The sequence below is a fragment of the Paraburkholderia panacisoli genome (genome assembly GCF_008369935.1).
GTDB lineage: Bacteria > Pseudomonadota > Gammaproteobacteria > Burkholderiales > Burkholderiaceae > Paraburkholderia > Paraburkholderia panacisoli.
On the sequence record NZ_VTUZ01000039.1, the window covers coordinates 43,474 to 64,607 of the forward strand.

18 protein-coding genes are annotated in these 21,134 nt (G+C 62.4%); 9 read left to right on the forward strand and 9 right to left on the reverse strand.

Annotated elements, in window-relative coordinates; translation table 11 throughout:
• Positions 1–12: 12 nt before the first annotated feature.
• Genes FVF58_RS38170 through FVF58_RS38185 form a run of 4 tightly spaced genes read right to left on the reverse strand, consistent with a single transcriptional unit; the run spans position 13 to position 3,794 of the window.
• Positions 13–861 carry an amidohydrolase family protein gene (locus FVF58_RS38170; protein ID WP_149674854.1) on the reverse strand — a complete coding sequence of 283 codons (849 nt, stop codon included), beginning with the start codon at positions 859–861 and terminating at the stop codon, positions 13–15.
• Positions 858–1,706, reverse strand: coding sequence for a sugar phosphate isomerase/epimerase family protein (locus FVF58_RS38175; protein WP_246217374.1), 849 nt, complete (start codon positions 1,704–1,706; stop codon positions 858–860). Before FVF58_RS38175 ends, FVF58_RS38170 begins: the two co-directional genes overlap by 4 nt.
• The gene (locus FVF58_RS38180; protein WP_149674856.1) at positions 1,703–2,443 is read right to left on the reverse strand and encodes an SDR family NAD(P)-dependent oxidoreductase; all 741 of its coding nucleotides are present in this window, start codon (positions 2,441–2,443) and stop codon (positions 1,703–1,705) included. The genes FVF58_RS38175 and FVF58_RS38180 overlap by 4 nt, the downstream gene beginning before the upstream one ends.
• Before the next feature lie 19 nt (positions 2,444–2,462).
• Positions 2,463–3,794: an MFS transporter gene (locus FVF58_RS38185; protein ID WP_149674857.1), complete on the reverse strand. Its 1,332-nt coding sequence runs from the start codon at positions 3,792–3,794 to the stop codon at positions 2,463–2,465.
• Between the two features lie 223 nt (positions 3,795–4,017).
• Here FVF58_RS38185 and FVF58_RS38190 point away from each other — a divergent pair, with 223 nt between their 5' ends.
• The 3 genes from FVF58_RS38190 (at position 4,018) to FVF58_RS38200 (ending at position 6,366) form a co-directional block, all read left to right on the forward strand.
• Complete coding sequence (locus tag FVF58_RS38190) at positions 4,018–4,932, forward strand: LysR family transcriptional regulator (protein WP_149674858.1); 915 nt, start codon at positions 4,018–4,020, stop codon at positions 4,930–4,932.
• A gap of 312 nt (positions 4,933–5,244) precedes the next feature.
• Positions 5,245–5,625, forward strand: coding sequence for an SHOCT domain-containing protein (locus tag FVF58_RS38195; protein WP_149674859.1), 381 nt, complete (start codon positions 5,245–5,247; stop codon positions 5,623–5,625).
• Between the two features lie 186 nt (positions 5,626–5,811).
• Entirely contained in the window at positions 5,812–6,366 is a 555-nt protein-coding gene (locus FVF58_RS38200; protein WP_246217375.1) for a hypothetical protein, read from the forward strand.
• 82 nt (positions 6,367–6,448) lie between these two features.
• Here FVF58_RS38200 and FVF58_RS38205 read toward each other — a convergent pair whose 3' ends face one another.
• Both FVF58_RS38205 and FVF58_RS38210 read right to left on the reverse strand, forming a co-directional pair.
• Positions 6,449–7,915 (reverse strand): metal-dependent hydrolase family protein, encoded by a 1,467-nt coding sequence (locus FVF58_RS38205; RefSeq protein WP_149674860.1) that lies wholly within the window; start codon positions 7,913–7,915, stop codon positions 6,449–6,451.
• Between the two features lie 206 nt (positions 7,916–8,121).
• Positions 8,122–9,708, reverse strand: a complete 1,587-nt coding sequence (locus FVF58_RS38210; protein ID WP_149674861.1) for a phospholipase D family protein — start codon at positions 9,706–9,708, stop codon at positions 8,122–8,124.
• A 269-nt stretch (positions 9,709–9,977) separates the two neighbouring features.
• Here FVF58_RS38210 and FVF58_RS38215 point away from each other — a divergent pair, with 269 nt between their 5' ends.
• The gene (locus tag FVF58_RS38215; protein ID WP_149674862.1) at positions 9,978–10,727 is read left to right on the forward strand and encodes a hypothetical protein; all 750 of its coding nucleotides are present in this window, start codon (positions 9,978–9,980) and stop codon (positions 10,725–10,727) included.
• On the opposite strand, the gene FVF58_RS38220 is transcribed toward FVF58_RS38215, so the two are convergent.
• The 3 genes from FVF58_RS38220 to FVF58_RS38230 form a co-directional block, all read right to left on the reverse strand.
• Positions 10,722–12,275 (reverse strand): phospholipase D family protein, encoded by a 1,554-nt coding sequence (locus FVF58_RS38220; RefSeq protein WP_149674863.1) that lies wholly within the window; start codon positions 12,273–12,275, stop codon positions 10,722–10,724. The genes FVF58_RS38215 and FVF58_RS38220 overlap by 6 nt on opposite strands.
• Before the next feature lie 31 nt (positions 12,276–12,306).
• The gene (locus FVF58_RS38225) at positions 12,307–13,722 is read right to left on the reverse strand and encodes a DUF2252 domain-containing protein (protein WP_149674864.1); all 1,416 of its coding nucleotides are present in this window, start codon (positions 13,720–13,722) and stop codon (positions 12,307–12,309) included.
• Between the two features lie 433 nt (positions 13,723–14,155).
• On the reverse strand, positions 14,156–14,833 hold the full coding sequence (locus FVF58_RS38230) for a FadR/GntR family transcriptional regulator (protein WP_149674896.1): 678 nt from the start codon (positions 14,831–14,833) through the stop codon (positions 14,156–14,158).
• A gap of 223 nt (positions 14,834–15,056) precedes the next feature.
• On the opposite strand from FVF58_RS38230, the gene FVF58_RS38235 reads away from it, so the two are divergent.
• The 5 genes from FVF58_RS38235 (at position 15,057) to FVF58_RS38255 (ending at position 21,129) form a co-directional block, all read left to right on the forward strand.
• Positions 15,057–16,841, forward strand: coding sequence for a gamma-glutamyltransferase family protein (locus FVF58_RS38235; RefSeq protein ID WP_149674865.1), 1,785 nt, complete (start codon positions 15,057–15,059; stop codon positions 16,839–16,841).
• A 46-nt stretch (positions 16,842–16,887) separates the two neighbouring features.
• Entirely contained in the window at positions 16,888–18,306 is a 1,419-nt protein-coding gene (locus FVF58_RS38240; protein ID WP_149674866.1) for an MFS transporter, read from the forward strand.
• Positions 18,307–18,339: 33 nt separating this feature from the next.
• On the forward strand, positions 18,340–18,879 hold the full coding sequence (locus tag FVF58_RS38245; RefSeq protein ID WP_149674867.1) for a GAF domain-containing protein: 540 nt from the start codon (positions 18,340–18,342) through the stop codon (positions 18,877–18,879).
• Positions 18,880–18,893: 14 nt separating this feature from the next.
• Positions 18,894–20,138, forward strand: coding sequence for an MFS transporter (locus FVF58_RS38250; RefSeq protein WP_149674868.1), 1,245 nt, complete (start codon positions 18,894–18,896; stop codon positions 20,136–20,138).
• A 376-nt stretch (positions 20,139–20,514) separates the two neighbouring features.
• A complete protein-coding gene (locus tag FVF58_RS38255) occupies positions 20,515–21,129 on the forward strand; it encodes a uracil-DNA glycosylase family protein (protein ID WP_149674869.1) in 615 nt (204 codons plus the stop codon).
• Positions 21,130–21,134: the final 5 nt, after the last annotated feature.

Below are 21,134 nucleotides of genomic sequence, written 5' to 3' on the forward strand. Positions count from 1 at the left end.
CGCGTGGGACTGTCAATCTTCGTTGCCGGCGCCAGGCGCGAAGCCGAACAGCTTGCGCGGGGTCGTCCACATCACGCGCCGACGCGCGCCGGCGTCGGGAATGAGACGCTGAACGAGCGTCAGCAGCGGTGCGTAGTCCATCCGCTGCGGCGCGCGCAGGAACGGCCAGTCCGAGCCCCAGACACACTGGTCCGGTCCGAACACGCGAAGAAGCTCTCGTGCGAACACTTGCGCGTCTTCGTATGGATAGGCGAGCTGCGAAAATTTCTGCAGCCCCGAAATCTTGACGGCGGTACGGCCGTTGTCGGCAAGACGCAGCAGCGCCTGGAAGCCTGGCTGATCGACGCCTGCCGCGAGTTCGGGGCGGCCGCAGTGGTCGATGAGAAGCCGCGTGCGGGTCCGGTCAATCAGCGGCTGCAACGCGACCAGCTGATCCCCCACGGTCTGGATCTGGGCGAACATGTCGAGGTCGGCCAGCGTGTCGAAGAGGGCGTCAGCGCTCTTCATCGAGTCGACACCGTCCATCGCCGGATTGAACGCGGCGCCCACCACGCCCGCGCTTTTCATCTCGACGAGTTCCGCACGGCTCACGTCGTGCTCGACCACCGCAATGCCTTTGAAGCGACCACCGCCTCGCGCGATTGCATCGAGCATGCAGCGGTTGTCGGTACGGTAGCCGCTCGTCGGTCCGACCAGCAGCGCATGCTGAACACCGCACGCGTCCATCAGATGAGAGAACTGCGCAGCGGTGCCGATCTCTTGCAGCGCGGGCCGGTAAGCGGTGTCGTCCCGATACGCAAAGCGCGCGGGGTCGAACACATGGTTGTGACAGTCGATCTTCTGTTCGTCGAAAATATTCATTGACGGGATGCTCCGAGTGATTCTTCACGGCGCCGCGCAACGTCGAGAAGTGCGCGCGTGCTCTGGTAGGCGAGTTCGAGCCGATCCTTGGCGGGCAGCGACGGCAGCGGCATCTCCACGCCGAGCGTCGTACCGGCGGGCAGCGCGGCCAGCAATCCGGTGAGCGGCAACACGCCGCTGCCCGGCGGCAAGCGGCCTGTGCGCGCTTCGAGGATTGTCGCATCATCGCCGACCGGCTCGTCTTGCGACGCGTCGCAAAGCTGCACGGCGCGCAGCATCCCGTCAGGCAACCCGCGAAGGTCGTCGGGGCAGCCGCCCGAGCGGGCGAGATGCAGCGCGTCGACGAGAATCGCGAGATTCGCGCTGCCGGCTCGCTCGACCGCCGCGCGCGCCTGTTTCAGCGTGCCGACATGACGCCAGCGCATGAATTCCAGATCGACACGCAAGCCATATTGGCCCGCCAGCTCGCACAACGCAGCAAGGTTTGCGGCGAGACGCGCGGCATCGGGGTCGTCGCCCGAGACTGTCACGCATTGGGCGCCGAGATCGGCCGCCGCGTCGAACATCGCCGCGTACGACGCGACATCGATATCGGGCAGCAACGGAATGAACTCCACGTCGTGCACCGTCATCCCCTCGTCAGCGAGCCGCCGCCGCAGCGCGAGATGCGCGTCGCTACCCGTGCGCGACGGATACGCGATCGCACCCGCGGCGGTGGGGTTCATCCGCAGTCCCACCGCGCCGAATCCGGCGCGCGCCGCTTGCCGTACCCACTCCTGCGGCGCCAGTTCCAGCGCGGTCAGATGCGCGACCGCGAGTTTCGGCGTGATCGTTGGCGCGTTCAATAGGTAGCCCTCCCGCCGGTCAGATCGAACGTGAAGCCGGTCGTGAAACTGCATTCGGGACTGGCGATCCAGCTGACCATCGCGCCGACCTCGTCGATCTGAAGGAAGCGTCCCATCGGAATCTTTGCCTTGCTCGCCTCGATGTGCGTGTCCGACATCTCGCTGAACAGTTCGGTTTCGACCATCGCCGGCGCGACGCAATTGATCAGCACGTTGTCTTTGGCGAGTTCCTTCGCCGCGGATTTGGTGAACGCAATCACGCCAGCTTTCGCCGCCGAATAGCCCGAGATGAACTGCACCCCTTCCTTGCCCGCGATCGACGCCACATTGACGATCCGGCCGCCGCCGCGCGCGCGCATGTGCGGGATGGCGACGCGGCAGCAGTAGAACACGCTGTTCAGATCCACCGCGATCACGCGTTGCCACGCCTCCACCGGATACTCCCAGCACGGTGCCACCGGTCCGTTGATCCCCGCGTTGTTGACGAGAATATCCACCTGGCGCAATGCGTCGAGCGTGGCCGCGAAGGCCTGTTCGACGGATTCGGCGGACGCCACGTCCACTTGCTGGAGGTGGTCCGGTGTGAAGCCCAGCCGTTGCGCATTGCAGTCGGCGACATTGAGGTCCCACACGGCCACGCGTGCGCCATCGGCTTTCAGCTTTTGAGCGATGCCCAGACCGATGCCGCGCGCCGCGCCGGTGACGATGGCGACTTTACCGTCGAGAGAGCGAGTCATTGTTCGATGCTTCCTTACGTTAAGAAATGGTGTTGCGTAGTTCGATGCGTTTGATGTCGCCGACTACGAAGATGTATGAGAGCGCGCCAGCCAGCGTGACGGCCGAAATGAAGGCCAGCGCGTACACGAACGAACCCGTGGCGTTGACGATCAGGCCGATCACCAGCGGCGTGACGATCCCCGCGGCATTGGCGAACAGATTGAACACACCGCCGCTGAGTCCCAGCAAACCTTTCGGCGCGATGTCCGAGACGATCATCCACGCGAGCGCCGACATGCCCTGCGCGAAGTAGGCGACACAGAGAATCGCGATCACGGCCGCGGTGGACTCGACATAGTTCGCGAGCACGATGCTCGACGCCGCGAGCAGCCCGACGATGACGGGCAGCTTGCGCGACCAGTTCAGCGAGATGCCCCGGCGCAGCATCGCGTCGGAGATCCAGCCGCCGGCAAGCGTGCCGACCGACGCGGCAATGAACGGCAGCACCGCGACCAGCCCGACTTTCAGCCAGGGCATATGGCGCTCCGCCACGAGGTAGGTGGGGAACCACGTAAGAAAGAACACATTGGTGGAGTTGCACGCGAACTGGCCGAGACAGATGCCCAGCATGCTGCGCCGCTTGAGTAGCGCGCCGAGGTCCGACCAGCGAAAGCGCGTCGCCTGCTGGCTGCCGTCCACGACGCCGCCGCCATCCGCGATGTAATCGAGTTCGGCCGCGTTCGCGTGCTTCGACTGATGCGGCTCGTGAAAGCGCGCGAGCCACACCCACGCGAACACGACCCCGACGGTCCCGACTATGCCGAACAGCGCGCGCCATCCATATTCCTGCTGCAGCCAGAACAGCAATGGACTCAGGAAAGCCAGCCCGACGTATTCCGCAAAGGTGTACACGCCCGTCGCGCGGGCGCGCTCGCTCTGCGGAAACCATACGGCGACCACGCGGCTGTTGGTGGGAAAGCACGGCGCTTCCGCGATGCCGATCAGCAAACGCATGATGAGCAGCGAGACGAAGCCGGCCGCGAGCCCTTGCAATCCCGTGAACAACGACCAGAACGTCAGCGCGAAGAAATACGTCCAGCGGGTGCCGACACGGTCCAGCATCACGCCGCCGGGAATCTGCGCCGCCGTGTACGTCCACGAAAACGCGGAAAAGATCACGCCCATCAACGCCGGATTCAGGCCGAGTTCGTGGCTCATGCTCGGCGCGGCAATGCCGGCGACGCTGCGATCCAGATAATTGATCATCGTGCCGACCGCCAGCAGCGCGAGGATGCCGAAGCGGGTGCGCGTTCGCCGTGCGCTGATGCCGGCGTCGATTGCAGCGACGCCTGACTGGGTTGCCTGATTCATCGTGTCTCCTTTGTTTTGCTTGTCGGCGGACTTCGCGACTCGCCGGTTTGCCCATGTCGAGGCGCGCTTCACGCCGGGCGAGGCGGCGCCCGGCGGGCAGTTCGGGAAGGGCTGTCTCCCTGTGAGCAGATACTAGATAGATGTCGTCCGGCTGTCGTATGCCGAGTTTCGGTTACCCTATAACTTTTAGTTAATACCGACGGTTACGGGTTCTGGAGGCCGCATGCGGTTCAAGCTCAGGCAGATGGAGGTGTTTCGGGCGGTCATGCTGACCGGCTCGATCAATGCGGCGTCGAAGATGCTTTATGTGTCGCAACCGGCGGTCAGCAAGCTCGTCTCTCACACCGAGACCACGTTGGGGCTGCGTCTGTTCGAACGCACCAAGGGCAGGCTCGTGCCGACGGCGGAGGCGCAGGCGCTTTTCAGGGAAGTCGAGCAGGTGTATCAGGCGGCGTTGCGCGTCGATGAGTTTGCGCGGGCGTTGTCGCTCGGGCCCGCGAGCCTGCTGCGGGTGTCCTGCAGTCCGTCATTGGCGATGTCGATCGTGGCGCCCGCGATCGTCGAATTGAAGCGGCAATTGCCGGGCCTCAGCGTGGACTGGCACACCACGTTAATGGCCGAAATGCCGCTCGAAGTGCTGAGCAAGGCCGTCGATGTCGCGGTGTCCTCCACGCCAATGGAGCATGAACATCTCGACGTGGTGCCGTTCATGCGCGGCCGGATGGTCTGCGCGGTGCCGCCGGGCCATCGTCTGGCCGACCAGCAGCGCATTGCACTAGCGGACCTGGTGGATGAACCCATGATCCTCTTCAGGCGCGACATTCCGTTCGGCACGATGATCGCGCAAGCGTGCCAGCAAGCGAATGTAGAACTGCAGTCAATCGTGGATGTCACGCGTGCCGATCAGGCCATGGCGCTTGTGAAAGGCGGCCTCGGACTCGCGATCGTCGACGAATTCGCAGCGCACGGACAGGATTGTGTGATCCGACCGCTGATCGAAGAACTCGAACTGGTTTCGACCTTTGTCTATTCGAAGTTCTCTCCGCCTTCGCACAATACCGCACTGCTGATGCAGGCGGTCTACCGGCAGGCGCAACGAATGAAACGGCATATCACCAGTGCATCATTACCGGCCTGAGCTTGCATCGTGCGCACGATGTTGCAACGCAAGTTTGATTTAACAGTTTCGCGATTGACAGCGGTGCTAACCATCGAGCCAGATCCCAGGACTGCTAAAAAACTTCGCGTCACGCTGCGGATATAGGCTATAAAGTTTAAAAGTTGGGTATCAAGCGGCGAAAAGCCCGATGAGAAGATGGAATGCGAACTCGCTCTCATGGTAAATTGCCAGCGCCACTGCGCTGACCGTGCGAGCTGTCCGTAGCGGGTGACCATACGTAGATATTTTGTTACGCCTTTCAATCGCAATCCGAATGACTGGAGAACAAGTATGCTCTTTGACGGTGGTTTCACATTCCCGAATTTTCTGGCCGACATCTTTTCCGTTTTCATGTTCATCCTGTGGTTCTGGTTGTTCATAACGGTGGCGAGTGACCTGTTTCGCCGTCATGATGTGTCGGGGTGGCGCAAAGTTCTTTGGGTGATCCTGCTTATCGTGTTGCCCTATATCGGCATTTTCGCCTACCTCCTGACGCAACACCGTGGGATGGCCGAACGCGAGCAGGCGCGGGCCAAACAGATGAGGGACGATCTGCGCCAAGTGGTTGGCTTCAGCGCGGCGGACGAAATAGAAAAACTCGACCGGTTGAAGGCGGCGGGATCGATTTCGGAAGACGAATACTCGCGCCTGAGGGCCCGGCTCGTGCAGTAATCGCAGTCTTCCACGAATGCGGCTCGCAATCATCAGGCTTCGAGCCTGATCGATGGCGTCACTCCGGGCGTCATCCCCGGCGCACACAGGCGGTGTGGGGGTGACTCGCGAACGGAACCGGCGACGCGGATATCTCGGGTGTGGTTGCACCGCTCATCGCGCTACTCGACGTAACCGGAGGAACTCATGCGCGCCTTCTTTGCTCGTCTTGCCGACTCCGCCGCGCCGGCGGCGCGTGGGTCGTTGCCTGTGCGTCGCGTCGCGGCGATCTGTGTTGCGGCGCTGACGCTGGCAGCGTGTGTACAGCCGTGGCAGCAATTTCAGGCCGGTCAGGATCAGTCGGCGATCATTGCGCGCATGGGGCCGCCGCGCGAAGTTTATGAACTGCCGGATGGCGGGCGGCGGCTCATGTGGCCCACCCAGCCGATGGGCACGACGACAGTCGCCGCCGATATCGACTCATCCGGCAAGATCGTGAACGTGCGTCAGGTGTTGCAGATCAGCGAATTCAATCGTGCACAAATAGGGAAATGGACACGTGAAGATGTACTGGTCAATTTCGGCCGGCCTGCACAAACCTCGTTTTTCCGGCTTTCACAACGCGAAGTCTGGTCGTATCGCTACGTGGAAAACAACATCACGCATATGCTTTTCAGCTTTTCGTTCGATACCAGCGGCGTTCTGCGTGAAACGCAGCGAGGCCCCGATCCTTTGCGCGACCGGGATTTCCGACGGTTCTGATCGTTTCGATCACGGGGTGGCTCAGCGGCACTTCTCGTAGGGCTCGCAACTGCGCGGCGCACTGCCCGGCAATTGCGAGTTCTCACACCTTGAGCGTGTTCTTGTGGATCGTCCCGTCTTTCATGATCACGAGCAGATTCTTCGACGGATCGGCGAGGAGCGCGAGGTTCTCGACCGGATTGCCGTCGACCAGCAACAGATCGGCCATCGCGCCGTCTTCGATCACCCCTAGTTTGCCGGGATACGGATTGCGCGGTCCCGACAGCGCGAGCAGCTGGCCGTTGGTTGCCGTCGCCATTTTCAATGCTTGGGCGGGCGTGTACCAGCTCAGCAGGTGTGTCAACATCGTGCCCTGACGCGCGGCGAGCACGGGCGAGAACAGCAGGTCCGAGCCGAATGCCGTTTTGATCCCGTGTTTTTTTGCCAGCGTATAAGCGTTATTGGTGCCCGCGAAAACCGCGAGCATCTTCTCATGGCTGGGCCCGGTGAGCGGAACGGTGTCCTCTTCGCTGACGAATGGCTGAATGCTAAGCCATGTGCCGTTCTTCGCCATCAATGCGGCTGTCGCGTCGTCCATCAAATGAGCATGCTCGATGCACTGCGCACCCGCCGCGATGGCGCGCTGGACTGCCGGCGGCGTGTACGCGTGCACCATTACATAGGTGCCCCAATCCGCAGTGGTCTCGACGGCCGCGCGTAGTTGCGGCTCGGTGAAAGTGAGCATGTCCAACGGACTGCGGGGTGTGGACACGCCGCCACTACCCACGATTTTTATCTGCGAGGCGCCCTGCAAGAACTGTTCGCGCACACGCTGCCGGACTTCATCGGCATTGTCAGCGATGATGCTGCCGCCCGTTTGCTCGGAACTGCTGAGCTTGCCGCCGGATCTGGGGATATCCGCAAGCGAGCGGAAGTCGGCGTGACCGCCCGTGGTGGTGATCATCGCGCCGGACGGATAAATGCGCGGGCCCGAAATGATCCCTTGGTCGATGGCCTGTTTCAACGCGAACGAGGGGCCGCCCGCATCGCGCACCGTGGTGAAGCCGCGCATCAATGTGCGCTCGGCTTCGGCGCTCGCGGCCAGATGCAGGAAGCCGATGTCGGCGGTCAGCACGGCCTGTAGCGGCAGCGCGGCGATTATCGTATGCCAGTGCATATCGATGAGGCCGGGCATCAGCACCCGGCCGCCGCCATCGATGATCTGCGTGCCGTCGGCCACCGCCGGCTTGCCTGGCGTCACGCTGTGAATGCGATTGCCGTCCACGAGCACAGAGAGACCGTCGCGCAATGTGCCGGTTTTTCCATCGAACAGCCTGATGTTGGTAAAGAGGACAGGGCGCGTGGGGCTGACGGGTAGAGGCGCAGTTTGCGCACTGGCGAGCTTCGGCAGGATGAGCGTCAGCATGGAGGCGGCCATGCCGGTGACAAAGCCACGTCGCGAAAGATCGGCGCTGATCCGGTTATTCAGGAATTCGATCTCCGACTTCTGGCAGAAGCAGGCGAACGGATGAGCGGAGTCTTCTTGATTGCCCGGCTTGCGAGAGAACATCGATCCCCTCCAGATAGTTTTTGGACTTTCCGTGCGGCGGCGAGTAGACAGTATAGGTAGGCAGGATCAAAAGTGAAATGCGAACTATCTCCATTCGGCTGAAAATCGGATTGCGCCGGTTCGAAATGCGTACGATCAATAACTTGCAGCGTGATGCTTACAAAAGTGAATGAAAAATACGGTTACAAAAACGATTGCAAGAGCGATTACAAAAGCGATTCGATCGGCAGAATAGACATCATCCACACGCCCAGTCGCGCATACCAGGTCGTATTGGGTTCCGTGTCGTGGCGGATTTCCTTGTCGCCGTTGCGCTCGATCCAATAGAGCTTGCCGTTCTCGTCGAGCCGCACCGAATAGGCGAGTTGCGGAACGAGCGCGACGAAGGTCGCCTCGATTTGGCTGGCCAGTTCAGGGCTCTCGATCACGAGCCCGAGTTCCGTATTCAGATGCGCCGAGCGCGGATCGAAATTGAACGATCCCACGAATACCCGGCGAGAATCCACCGTGAAAGTTTTCGCATGCAGACTGGAGCCCGAACTGCCGAAGGGCCCCGGCGACTGTTCTTTCTTCTGATGGCTTATCGGCGAGCGCCGCAATTCGTACAGGTGCACGCCACCGGTCAGCAGTTCGATGCGCCGTTTCGCGTAGCCGGAATGAACCGCGGCGACATCCGTCGCTTCGAGCGCATTCGTCAGCACGAGCACATCGACGCCGCGCGCTGCGAGCCCGGTCAGGTGCTGCGTGCCCGATGTGGCCGGCACGAAATAAGGCGACACCAGATCGAGTTCATGCGTGGGCTCGCCCAGCACTTCCCTTAACTGATGCGAAATGAGCGCCTCCGGCGGCGCGTTGTTCAGGCCTTTTGCGGGGTCATCGCTGATCATCTCTGTCTTTGCCCATTCGAACGGCAACGTCTCGTCCAGCATCTTCTGCACGACATGCGGACCGCGCAACGCCTCCATATAGGCTTCGGCGGCCGGGTCCTGTTCGATGGCCTTTGCCTTGCGTTCAAGCTCGCCGAGCTGGCCCGCGTCCGCGTGCGGCACGATCCGCTCGACGGGATAGGCCGACGCACTCGCCCAATAGCGGTCGAAGTCTCGTGCCACGTCGGCCGCGGCGGGTCCGACCGCCAGCACGTCGAGGTCCGCGAAGACGACCCCGTTGGTGGCGTCGAAGTACTCGTCGCCGATGTTGCGGCCGCCGAGAATGGTCGCCGTGCTGTCCGCGGTCAGCGACTTGTTGTGCATGCGTCGATTGGCGCGGGAGAAGTCCGTCAGGAAGCCGATGAATTTGGGCTTGCGAACCACGAACGGATTGAACAGGCGAACTTCGATGTTCGGATGCGCTTCGAGCGCGGCCAGCGTCGGGTCGAGAGAAGAGGGGATGCCGAGGTCGTCCAGCAGCAGGCGCACACGCACGCCGCGATCGGCGGCTGCATGGAGTTCTTCGAGCAGCAGCGTGCCGGTCAGATCGTTGCGCCAGATGTAGTACTGGATGTCGAGCGTACGCTGCGCCGAGCGGATCAGATCCATGCGGGCCGCAAACGCCACATGCGCATCCGAGAGCGGATAGATACCCGTCAAGTCCGCATGCGTTGCAAGCCCAGGGGCGACGGCACGGCCGAGCTTCGTGGAAGCGGCTTGCGAGGGCGTCAACGCGGTCGACTCCGTGCGATTTTCGAGCGAGGGCAACGCGCAGCCCGTTAGCACGCACGCGCAAAGCAGCAGCGCTGAAATCCCGCCGGTGGATCGGCGAATCGAGTGGAACAGTTCGTGTTTCAACGATCGCATACGGTCCATAACTTCCTTCAGGTCATTACCATCCGTCTGGTTCTACAATGGCTACGTCGGGTGAACTGGCAAACATGGCAAGATCGCGGCGATGATGAGCGACGAGCGGCCTTTCAGTTGACTCGTGCCCAATCCGGCGCCTTGCATTGTGTGATCAGAATACTATGACTGGCGGATTGCCGGAATTGGCAACAACGCGTCATTCCTGTCGCAGAAACGAGTTCGCCTGATGTCGGTCGAGCGTTTCGCACTATCCGGAGTCGAGCAACGTGAAGATATCCCGCTTGCTGCTTGGCAGTGCTCTGCTTTTCGCGATCGGCACGGTATTGCAGTTCATATGGCCGCTTTCGCAGCCGGCGTCTTATCATCACTTCGCCGATGAGCGCTCGCTAGGCATGCTTCCCAACGCTTCGGACGTGCTGTCGAACCTCGTCATTCTGGCTGCGGGCCTCGTCAATTTCAGGTGGGTGATCCGGCATGCGTCATACCCGCCGCTCCAGTTTCCCGCAATGGTGGTCGCGGGCCCCGGCCTGATCCTCACGGCGTTCGGCTCGGCCTACTATCATGCGGCGCCTTCGGATGCGTCGCTGGTGTGGGATCGATTGCCGATGACGATCGTGTTCGCCGGCATCCTTGCGATGCTCTGGACCTCGGTGACCAGACAGCGCGTGGGCTGGGTGCAGATGGTGATCCTCGTCGCGGTATCGCTCGGCACCATCGAATACTGGCTTGCCTTCGACAGCCTTTGGCCCTATGCGATATTGCAGTTCGGCGGACTCGCCATCGTCGTCGGCATGACCGTCGCTCGCAAAGTCGATACGCCGTTCGCATGGGCGATGGTTATCGCTTTCTATGGGCTTGCAAAGGTCTTCGAAAGTCTCGACTGGCAGATATGGGCATTCACGGGTCATCTGTTCGCGGGACACGCGCTGAAACATATCGCGAGCGGATTCGCCGGCGCCGCGCTGCTGCTGATCGCGCAAGCGCCGCAACGACTCGGCGCACCGGTGTCCCTATAGCTGCGATTCGATCGGCAACAGCCCGAGGAACCAGATGCCGACGCGCTTGAAGCCCGACACGCCCGGCTCGTCGAATTGCGTTTGCGTTCCGGTGGCGGTGGTGTCGATCCACACGATCCGCGTCTTGCCGTCGGCATCGGACTGCTCTTCAACCCGCCAGGCAATCTCGTCGAGCTTCGGTTCGAGTCCGTTGGCCACCTGCGCGGCGAGCGCAGGGCTTTCGCAATATACGCCGATCTCCGTATTCAGGCTGATCGAGCGCGGGTCGAGATTCATCGAACCGATGAAGATACTGGACTTGTCGAACACATAGGTCTTCGCATGCAACGAGGCTTTCGACGAACCGAACAGCGACTTCTTTTTCTCACGCGACTCCTCGGACGCGACGGGTTTCAGCTCGTAGAGATGCACGCCCGCGTCGAGCAGAGCCTTGCGGTAGCGCTTATACCCGGCATGCACGGCCGACACGTCCGTGGCGGCCAGCGAGTTGGTGAGGATGGTGACGCGAACGCCGCGTCCGGTTTCCTTGCGCAGCCACGCGACGCCTGCTTTCCCGGGCACGAAGTAGGGTGAAATGATGAGCATCTCCTTTTGCGGCTGGATGCTCAATGTCTTGAACTGCGACAGCAGATGTCCGGTCGGATCGTCCGGGGAGCGCGTGATCTTCGCGGGATCGTCGTGAAGCAGGGTCGCTTTCCCCCAGGAAACATCGATGTCGCGCAGCTTCAGCGTTTCCTCATAGCGCTGCCTCGCCTGCGTGACGTAGGGCGTGTCGCGTTGCGACTCGATGAAGGCTGCCAGCCGCGTGCGATAGTCGGCGAGCGCGTCGGGGTCCGCCGGATGACCCGTCAGGTTCTCGATCGGGTAGGCCGCGTCAGAATTCCAGAACTCGTCGAAGGCGGCGGAGATGTTGCGGACCACGGCGCCATACGTCAGCACGTCGAGGTCGCCGAATGACACGTCGTTCGACGCGTTGAAGTATTCGTCCCCGATGTTGCGCCCGCCAACGATTGCCGCTTCGTTATCGGCAATGATCGACTTGTTGTGCATGCGCCGGTTCACCCGCTTGAACTCCAACGCCGTGCCCAGCGTTTTGAAGCGGCGGCTCGCGACCGGATTGAACAGCCGTATCTGAATGTTCGGATGGGAGGCGAAGGCGAGCAGCACCTGGTCGTCCCCGCCGGTGCCGAGGTCGTCCAGCAACACGCGCACCCTGACGCCGCGATCCGCCGCGCGCAGCACCGCATGCGCCAGATGCCGGCCGGTCAGATCGTCATGCCAGATGTAGTACTGCAGATCGAGCGTGCGATCCGCGGCCTCGGCGAGTACGATGCGGCTGAGCAAAGCATTGACGCCGTCGGGCAGCAGGTGAAAGGCCGTTTGGTCCGGGTGCAGCCGCTCCTGCGGCGTAAAGGCTGCGCCAAGGCGCGTGCTGTCCGACGGTTCGATCGCATGCGTTTCGATGCGCGCCGTCTGCGGCGGCAGACCCGCGCAAGCCGACAACAGCGCCAGCAGCAGGACCGCGAAGACGTCGCGCCACTTTGCCATCACAGGGCTCCAGACCGTTATGCCGCGAACTTCACGCGACGAAATCAGCCGCCATGTCGGCATCGGTGCGCGCTTCGAGTTGACCGGTGCGGCACGCGTGGCGGAACTTCTCGTAGTCCTGTTCCACCTGGTCTGCGTAAGCGCGTGAATAGCTGACGAGCGCTTCCGCCATCTGGTCGCCATTGCCCAGATAGCCGGCCACCTCCGTGGCCTGTCCGCCCGCTTTCGCATGCGCTCGCGCGAGCACCCAGCCGCACAGGCCTGCGTAGTCGCGGAACGTATCTTTCTGAAACAGCTCGAGCGTGGCCGAGATCTTCATGTCGCGCAGTTGACGCCCGTAAATGGTTCGCCCGAACGGACCCGAGCTCCAGCCCAGGAACGGATCGCTCGCGCCCTGCATGAGCCGCTGGCCGTGGACGACGCGGTGGCCTTGATGCCTCGGCGCCGGCGCGTCGAAATATCGCGAGATGACGGAGGTCGACGCTTCCTTGAACTGGATGAAGAGTGGCTTCTCATGGGGATCGACCATCAACAGAATCAGACATCGCGTGCCGACGCTGCCGACGCCGACCACCTTGAACGCGACATCGTGCATCTCGAAGTGCGCGAGCAGATTGCCCCGCACCGCGCCGAGGGACTTCAGATAGTGCTTGTAGATCGGCCCCATCAGCTTGCGCCAGTCGCCGAGGCCGAGCCAGTCGTCGTCGTGCGTGAAAAGCGTGGTCTTGCCATGCACGTGGAAGACGCCGGGCGGCGTGTCGCGAATCTGCCAGATGCCTTCGCGCCGGCTGGCGAGCTTGGGGAGCATCGTGTCGTGCGTGCGGCGCGAGGCTTTTTCGATTCCGTTGCGAATGCGTTGCCGCGAGTCGTCGCTGGTCACGATCCGTTCGAGACGCTCGAACGTGATGAGTTCGTACCAGAGTTCGAGCGGGCTCATCGCCGCATACCTCTCGGTCCAGTACTGATAGCTGTGCACGGCGAGTTCAACCACCTCGTCGGCGAGTCTGTCGCCGTGGCCGAGGTGCCTGACCGCAATGCAAAGGCTGGCGCTCAGGCGTTTGAGGTCCCACTCCCACGGGCCGACCGCCGTTTCGTCGAAGTCGTTGATGTCGAAAGCGAGGGCCCGTTCCGGGGTCGCGAAGCCGCCGAAATTCATCAGGTGGCAATCGCCGCATATCTGGAAATGAAACCCGCTATTGGCGGTCGTCGAGAGATCATGCGCCTGGATGATCGCGCTGCCCCGATAGAACGTGAACGGTGACGCAAGCATGCGTCCGTAGCGTAGCGGAACGAGGGCTTCGACGCGTCCCAGACTGTTCTCGCGCAACAGATCGACCGGGTCGCGATGCGTGTTGCCGATTTTGGCATGCGCGCTGCGCGGCGTCTCCTTACGCGCCTTGCGTCCCAGCGCGCGGCGCTCTCTGAGCAAATCGGATGGCGTCATCATTTGCTCCCGGCTGATGCGGCGAGGCAACCTGCCCGAAAGCCGCGCGACGAAGCGTGGATCAGGGCGGCATTCGCGTTGGGGGCGGGTGGTGGGAACGTTTGAGCAATGGCCGGCGTGCCGCCGTGAGACGACCCGCAGAGGCCCGGCATTGCGCCGCCTGGAAGGGAGTGGGTGAACACGCTTGCGGCAGCCCGGCCGGCCAATGCGGCGATCGTTCTCATCTGTTATTCCCCTTGACTTGACGCTTGCATGCCGCAGCGCCCATGCGCCGCGATCTGATAAAGGCGTTCTACGAGTAAGACGGGAAAGCGACTGATAAAGACTGCATGCCGGACGAGTCCGTTTGTCTGTTCAAACTCTAGCTTGTCTCCCTGATTATTTCCATAGGACCCGCTCCGGGGCTCCGTGATCTTCAGAGCGGTATTCAGAGCCGTCAGGCGTGGCTGTCGACGGCATCGTCCCGCCCCGCGGACACGCGCCCCTGAACGCTCAGCAGATGCTCGCGCATGGCGCGGGCCGCCGCTTCACCGTCACGGGCCTTCATGGCGCTGACGATGGCTTGATGCTGCTGGGCGAAAAACTGGCGCGTCGTCTGGGCCGCCGTCTTCTCGCGCAGAGCCGGTTTGACCCGCATGCCGTTGATCACTTCCATCAACGCAATGAGCGCCGGATTGCGCGTGGCCTGGCCGATCAGCAAGTGAAACCGGTGATCCCATTGCTGCCACTCGTCGTCATTCTTCGCTGCGGCGTTCTTGCGCGCGCATTTTTCGAGCTCCAGCAGATCGTCGCGGCTCGCTTTCGTCGCGGCAAGCTCGGCGAGCGCAGGCTCGAAAAGCAGACGCATTTCCGCGATGTCCGCCGGACTGGCGCCCGCGCGAAGGCCGCGCAGCGTGGGCGCAAACTTCAGCGGCCGCGCGCCGAGATACGTGCCGCGTCCGACACCCCGCCACACCTGCCCGGCCGCCTCCAGCGACGCCAGCGCGGCGCGCAGCTCCCGCCGGCTGACGCCCAGCTCGTCGGCGAGCTTTCTTTCCGGCGGTAGCGCGTCGCCGTCCCGAAGCTGATGATCGGCAATGTATCGCCGCAGGCCGTCCAGCACTGAGTTTTCCATGTCTCGCGTGAACCAATGTGAATTGGTATCAACCATAGCAGAATCTGGTGGTTTCGCGCGGCATCGTTTGACGACGCTTTTTGATCTTGTAATATCTTGAATAAATCGGGTTAACACCGGGTGAAGTTCACCGCTGTTAGCCGTACCCTGACACGTTATTTTTTTTGAACCTTTATTAATTGGTTCGACAGATCATCGCAATTCGTCGCACAAGGAGTCGAGCATGTCGTTTACAACCCGTCCGGAACTGATTGGCACATTCGGCATGGTGGCCTCGACGCATTGGCTGGCCAGCGCGTCGGCCATGGCCGTGCTCGAAAAGGGCGGCAATGCGTTCGATGCCGCGGCCGCAGCCGGGTTTGTTCTACAGATCGTCGAGCCGCATCTGAACGGTCCGGGCGGCGAGCTGCCGGTCGTGTTCTACAGTGCGCGCGAGGACCGGGTGCGTGTGCTGTGCGGCCAGGGCGTGACGCCGGCGGCGATGACGATCGAGCGCATGCGCGGGATGGGCCTCGAAGTCGTTCCCGGGACGGGCTTGCTGCCGGCCGTGGTGCCCGGCGCATTCGGCGCGTGGATGGCGATGCTGCGCGACTACGGCCAACTGCCGCTAGAGGACGTGTTGAGCTATGCGATCGGCTATGCGGAGAACGGCTATCCGGTGCTGCCGCGCATGACGTCGTCGATCCTCGCAATCAAGGATTTCTTCCAGACTGAATGGCCCACTTCGGCCGAGCAATGGCTGCGCGACGGCGATGCGCCGATGCCGAACCGGCTGTTTGCGAATCCGGCGATCGCGCAGACGTACCGGCGCATCCTGCAGGAAGCGAAAATGCGGGCCGACCGAGCCGAGCAGTGCGAACGCGCACGCGAAGTTTTCTATCGCGGCTTCGTGGCCGATGCGATCGACCAGTACTTCCGCTCGACCCCCGTGCTCGACACGTCCGGCCAGCGCAACCGCGGCCTGCTCGATGCGGACGATCTCGCGCGCTGGCAGCCGACTTACGAAGACCCGGTCTCATATGACTACGAAGGCTTCCGCGTTCACAAGACGGGTCCGTGGGGCCAGGGGCCCATGTTCCTGCAGCAGCTCGCGCTGCTGAAGGGTTTCGATCTGGCGGCGATGGACCCGCTAGGCCCCGACTTCGTGCATACGGTGATCGAATGCTCGAAGCTCGCGTTCGCCGATCGTGAAGTGTTTTACGGCGACCCCAACTTCGCGCAGGTGCCGATGGATACGCTGCTGAGCGACGCGTACAACGACGAACGCCGCAAGTTGATCGACCCCGCTCGCGCGTCGTTCGAATTCCGTCCCGGCATGCTCGGCGACAGCGAACGGCGCGCGGCGCTGATCCTGGCCAATGCCGGCAAGGAGCAGTCCGGCGGCTGCGGCCAGGGCGAGCCGACCTTCGCTCCGCTGCCTGAACTGCGCGGCGACACGGTTCATCTCGACATCGTCGATCGCTGGGGCAACATGGTCTCGGCCACGCCGTCGGGTGGCTGGCTGCAGGCGTCGCCCGCCGTGCCCGGTCTCGGCTTCAACGTGACCACGCGGGCGCAGATGTTCTGGATGGAAGAGGGCTTGCCGTCGTCGCTAGGGCCGGGACGCCGCCCGCGCACCACGCTGTCGCCGACGCTGGTCACGCGCGCTGGCAAGCCCTACGCGGCTTTTGGCACACCAGGCGGCGACCAGCAGGATCAGTGGTCGCTTCAGCTGTTTCTGCGGCACGTGCACGGCGGCATGAACTTCCAGGCGGCCGCGGACGCGCCGTCGTTCCAGACCGCGCACTTTCCCGGCTCGTTTTATCCGCGTTCGATGCAGCTCGGCAAGATGTCCGCCGAGTCCCGCTTTCCGGAGCACACGCTTGCCGGGTTGCGTGCGCGCGGACATGACCTGAACGTGGCCGAACCCTGGGCGCTGGGCCGGGTCTGCGCGGTCGGGATCAGAAACGGGCTGATGCGTGGCGCGGCAACGCCGCGTCAGATGCAGGCCTACGCGGTCGGGCGATAAGTTTCGCGGCCCGCCAATCGCCTACCTGTCCTTGAGGAGAAACGCCGTGTCTGCTGTCGCCGCCCGTCTTGAACGACTGCCGATCTCGGGCTTTCATCGCAAGCTCCTGCTCATCGGCGGGCTGGGGTATATGTTCGATGGACTCGATTCGTCATCGCTCGCGTTCCTGCTGCCGGTCGTGAGCAAGCTGTGGCACCTGACGAGTGCCGAGAGCGGCCTCGTCGCGAGCAGCACCTATATCGGCTATTTCTTCGGCGCGTTCCTCTCGGGCGTGCTCGCCGATGTGATCGGCCGCCGCCGCATCATGATGTCGGCGCTGGCGATTTACTGCGCCGCGTCGCTCGCAAGCGCCGCCGCCAACGACTGGCACACGTTCTTCGCGTTGCGCATCGTCGCGGGTTTTGGCTCCGGCGCGGAGACGGTGGTGATCGCGCCGTTTCTGGCCGAGTTCGTGCCCCGGCGTTACCGGGGCATCTTTTGCGGCGCGCTGGTCGGGTTCATGTCGTTCGGCTATCTGGGCTCGTCGATTCTCGGCTTCACCGTGGTGCGCAACTTTGACGATGGCTGGCGATATCTCGCCGTGGCGACTTCATTGCCGGTCGTGATGCTGCTGTGGTGGCGCAGGACGCTGCCCGAGTCGCCCCGCTGGCTGGAAAGCCGGGGGCGGCGCGGCGAAGCGAATCATATCGTGAGCGATATCGAAGCGTGGTTTGCAAGCCGCGGAATTGCGCTGACGCCCGTCGCTTCCCTCGTTGCGATTCCCGCGTCCGCACCCGCAACCGTGAACACCGGCGCGTTGCACAACGTGCTGACGCTGTGGTCGCCACGGCTCGCACGCACGACGGCGGTTAGTTGGCTGATGTGGTTTTCGGTCGCATTCGCGTACTACTCGTTCTTTTCGTGGATCCCGAGCCTGCTGCTCAAGGAAGGGCTCACGATGACGAAAAGCTTCGGCTATTCGATCGCAATCTACGGTGCGCAGATTCCGGGCTATTTCTCGGCGGCGTGGCTCAATGAACGGATCGGCCGCAAGGGAGTCGTGGCGTCGTACATGCTGCTTGGCGGCGTGGCGGCGATCACGCTGGCGTTCTCGCACACGGGCATACAGATCATGGCCGCCGGCATTGCGTTGTCGTTCTTCATGAACGGCGCGTTCGCCGGGGTCTATGCGTACACGCCGGAAGTCTTTCCGACCACTGTGCGCGCGACCGGTACCGGTTCGTCGTCCTCGTTTGGCCGGATCGGTTCGGTGAGCGCGCCAATTCTGGTCGGCCTCGTCTATCCGACGTTGGGTTTCCCCGGTGTGTTCGCGATGACCACGACGGTCCTGCTGATCGGGGCTTGCGTGGTGTTCTTCCTGGGCATCGAGACGCGCAACCGCTCGCTCGAAGACATCGAAGTGGATAGCGCCGACGCGGCGCTGGAGGTACGCGGCACGCTCAACTCCACCGAAATGCGCGGCTGAGCATCCGTCATTTCTCGAACCGGCACACGGACTATGCAAGACGACCTTATCGAGCAGCACGCGCTGGCACTCTCAGACCTCGAACGCCTCGCCAAGGCGCTGCGCGTGAAGGATCAACCCGCCGAAATTTTCCGCGCGGTGCACGCGGTGGCGGCGAGCGCGATCGGGGCGAGGCTGTTCACGATCATGTCCTACGATGCGTGGCAGCACGAAGTCGAGCGCGTCTATACCAACATGCCGGCCGTTTATCCGCTTGGCGGGCGCAAGCAGAAGCGCGGCACCGCGTGGTCGAAACAGATCTTGCAGGACCTCAGGCCGTTCCGTGCGGAAACCGCGCAAGGCATCCGCGACGCGTTCGATGATCACGCGGTGATGACCGCCATGGGGCTCGGATCGATCCTGAACATCCCGATCGCGTACGACGGGGTCTGCGTCGGCACGATGAACATGACCCACATCGAAAGCTGGTACACGCGCAGGCATGAGGAAATCGGCGTGCTGATCGGCAGCTTCCTCGCCCCCGCTTTGCTCAATCTGCAATCGGCTCGCGCCGACGGTCCCACGTCTTACTGACATCAACGACAACTATGGCTTCCACCACACCGTCAACTTTGGCCACGACTTCCGAAGCCCAGGGCCGCTGGCTGCTCGTCTTCATTCTCGGCTACCTCGCGCTGATCGCCGACGGCGCGGATGTGATGATGTACGGCCTGACGCTCACGCGGATCAAGAACGAATTCGGACTGACCAACGTCGAATCAGGCGCACTGGGAAGCTTGACGTTGATCGGCATGGCGATCGGTGGAATCGCGGGCGGTTGGGCGAGCGATCGATTGGGGCGGGTGAGGGTCGTCGCGTGGGCATTGGCGCTTTTTTCGGTGGGCGCCGGCTTGCTGGGGCTCACGCATAACTTCGTGGAATTCGCGGTCGTGCGATTCATCAGTTCGCTCGGCATCGGCTGCATGGTGCTGGTGACCACGCTCGTCGCCGAATACGTGCCGACGCAGCGGCGCTCGCTGATTCTCGGTGCGTTGCAGACGGGCATTTCGTCGGGCTATATCGTCGTCATCGCGTTGAGCAACTGGATCTTGCCGCAGTACGGCTGGCGCACGCTGTACTACGTGTCGGCGCTGCCCGTGCTGCTGGCGCTGGCGATCAAATTCGTGGTGCCCGAACCGGCGAACTGGCGAGCGATCCGTGCGGCCGCCCGCACTAGCGAACGTCGGCTCGTCGACAATCGCTACTATCTGATCTTCAGCAACCGGCAGTCGCGAACCATGTTCATTCTGTGGACCCTGGCCTCGGTGTTCGCGCTTTCTGGGTTTTACGGGTTGAACAACTGGTTGCCGACTTACCTGGAAAAGGAACTGCACGTCAAATTCAACGCGATGGCGGGATACATGATCGGCACGTTCGTGGTGGCATTCGTCGGCAAGATCGTCGCCGGATGGCTCGGCGACCGCTGGAGCCGGCGCGGTGTGTATGTGCTTGGTTGCGTGGGCGCGGCGCTCTTTCTGCCCGTCATCATCTTCTTGCACACGCGCGAGAACATCATTTATCTGATGCTGATGTTCGGCTTTTTGTACGGCGTGCCGCTGGGTACGATCGGCACGTTCATGTCCGAGAGCTTCGCGACTTCCGTCCGCGGCACGGCGGTGGGCGGCTCCTATAACCTCGGCCGCTTCTGTTCGGGCGCGGCGCCGATCGTCATCGGTTATCTGGCTACCCAGTTTTCGATTGGCGCCGGCTTTCTCGTGGTGGGCGGGGTGTTCTTTTTGAGCGGTATCACCGCGCTGTTCGTGCCAGACCGGTTGTACGACACACAGCAGTGAAATGCTTTCGCAGCGCCACGGTTGCATCGACTTGGTGCTTGCGCTTCATTTGGCTCATGCCATTTTCGAGGAAGACGGGCTAGTCAGCAAAGCTCCGCGCAGAAGGACGTTCGCGATGATCAGGCTTTTGAATTCTTGCGGCGTGGATATAAATAAGGTTTCCGAATGAAATTGGGCGACGCCCGGATAGCGCTCAAAAAATTTCTCTTATTCGGTTCGACGCATTGAAGCGACGGACATGATCGTTCCTATGCACGCCCCACAGCATGGACGAACTGCATTCACGGTCCGTCAAGCGGCCTATCGCAAATCGCGGTTGTAGAATGGAAATCCGTACGATCTGCACGAAGACCCGCGTCAAATCGGATTTCCACAAGTGAACAAGCCCGCCTATCCCACCCTCGAAGCACTTCTTGCCGACGTGCGCAATTGCCGCGTATGTGAACGCGATCTGCCGCTGGGTCCGCGGCCCATCGTGCGTGCTGCGGACGAAGCCCGCATCCTCATCGTGGGTCAAGCGCCCGGTGCACGGGTGCACGCGTCGGGAATTGCATGGAGCGACGCCAGCGGCGAGCGCCTGCGCTCCTGGCTCGACGTCGACGTCACGTCGTTTTATGACGAGACGCAGTTCGCCATCATCCCAATGGGGTTCTGCTATCCCGGACGAGGCACTAGCGGCGATAAGCCGCCGCGCCGCGAATGTGCGCAACTGTGGCTGGATAGCCTGCTGGAGAAATTGCATAACGTAGAGTTGACGCTATTGATTGGCCAATACGCGCAGCGCCATTTCCTCGGCGCGCGCCGCAAGCCGTCGCTGACGGAAACAGTGAGGGCATGGGCCGAATACGCGCCAGCCTTCATTCCGTTGCCGCACCCGTCGCCGCGTAATCAGGCATGGTTCAAGCATCACCCATGGTTCGAGAGCGAAGTACTGCCGATGCTGCGGGCAAGGGTGCAAGCAGCCACCGCCGGGGCAGGCGTGAACAGATAAGCCGG